This window comes from Streptomyces shenzhenensis (assembly GCF_021462265.1).
GTDB classification, from domain to species: domain Bacteria; phylum Actinomycetota; class Actinomycetes; order Streptomycetales; family Streptomycetaceae; genus Streptomyces; species Streptomyces shenzhenensis.
The window spans coordinates 1-815 of the sequence record NZ_JAJONF010000180.1 but is presented as its reverse complement, the minus strand read 5'-3'; the positions used below and the strand labels follow the sequence as shown (position 1 = coordinate 815).

At 75.0% G+C, this 815-nt stretch carries 1 protein-coding gene; it reads right to left on the bottom strand.

The genetic code is table 11. From position 1 onward, the window contains the following. A partial coding sequence (locus LQ326_RS47340) for a sensor histidine kinase (RefSeq protein ID WP_234545401.1) occupies window positions 1-815 on the bottom strand: 815 nt, incomplete at both ends.

The window sequence follows — 815 nt, the reverse complement described above, 5'->3', positions numbered from 1 at the left end:
CGTCGAGGTCGCCCATGGTCCGGTAGGCCACGGGCAGCCCCGCCGCGCGCACGCGCGCCAGCAGCGGGTCCAGGTCGCGGATGCCGGGCTGCGGGGCGAGCGGCTGTTCGTCTTCTTCACGTCTCCGCTCCTCGCGCAGCACGCCCAGGACGCGCCGGAGTTCGCTCATCGCCTGGCGGCCGGTGTCGGCGAGGATGCGCAGGGGCTCGGCGGATGTCTCGCCGCGGTGGGCGGCGAGGGCGGCGGCGCCGTCGGCGACGCTGACCATGACGGAGAGGTTGTGGCCGACGATGTCGTGCATCTCGCGGGCGATGCGGGCGCGTTCGGCGGCGGTGGTGAGCCTCACGCGCTGGTCGTGCTCGATCTCCAGGCGTGTGGCCCGGTCCTCCAGTGCCGCCAGGTAGAGGCGGCGGATCCGCAGCGTCAGGCCGATGGCGACGGCCGCGGTCGCCGTGCCCAGCAGGAAGAACAGGGCGAGGAGCGGGTGCTCGACGGGGGCCAGGAGCTCGACCGCCAGGGTCAGTTCGGCCGCCGTGAGAGCGGCGGCCCAGCCGAGCGCGCGCAGGGATCCGTGCAGGGCCAGGCTGTAGAGGGCGATGAGCGCGGCCATGCCGGTCTGCTGCCACACCCCCAGCGACCACTGGGCCAGCAGCACCGCGGCGATCACGAGGTACGTGACGGCCGGGGTCCTGCGGCGCCACCACAGCGGGACGGCGAGTGCGACGGCGAAGGCGACCAGCAGCGGGGTCGGCAGCCGGCCCGGGGCCGTCGTGTCCCCGAAGGGGCCGTGGCGGGTGTGGGAGAGCAGGTCGGGA